General features: G+C 54.2%; 1 protein-coding gene. It reads right to left on the bottom strand.

Annotated elements, in window-relative coordinates:
* Positions 1-209: hypothetical protein (locus CDA10_RS17185; protein ID WP_427929137.1), on the bottom strand; the 209-nt coding region annotated here is incomplete at its 3' end.
* Positions 210-527 lie beyond the last annotated feature (318 nt).

The raw sequence follows: 527 nt of genomic DNA, 5'->3' as shown, positions 1-527 counted from the left end.
AGGCTGCGCAACTGTTGGGAAGGGCGATCGGTGCGGGCCTCTTCGCTATTACGCCAGCTGGCGAAAGGGGGATGTGCTGCAAGGCGATTAAGTTGGGTAACGCCAGGGTTTTCCCAGTCACGACGTTGTAAAACGACGGCCAGTGAATTGTAATACGACTCACTATAGGGCGAATTGGGTACCGGGCCCCCCCTCGAGGTCGACGGTATCGATAAGCTTGATGCCGGAATTCGTGGGCTTCACATCCCGCCTGCGGGGTCTATCGGATCCGGGTGNCAGATTCAATCGAATTCCTGCAGCCCGGGGGATCCACTAGTTCTAGAGCGGCCGCCACCGCGGTGGAGCTCCAGCTTTTGTTCCCTTTAGTGAGGGTTAATTTCGAGCTTGGCGTAATCATGGTCATAGCTGTTTCCTGTGTGAAATTGTTATCCGCTCACAATTCCACACAACATACGAGCCGGAAGCATAAAGTGTAAAGCCTGGGGTGCCTAATGAGTGAGCTAACTCACATTAATTGCGTTGCGCTC

Origin of the sequence: Acinetobacter piscicola (assembly GCF_002233755.1) — a bacterium.
Lineage (GTDB): Bacteria > Pseudomonadota > Gammaproteobacteria > Pseudomonadales > Moraxellaceae > Acinetobacter > Acinetobacter piscicola.
Note: the sequence above shows the minus strand (reverse complement) of the source record. Positions and strands in the feature narration are given on the sequence as shown.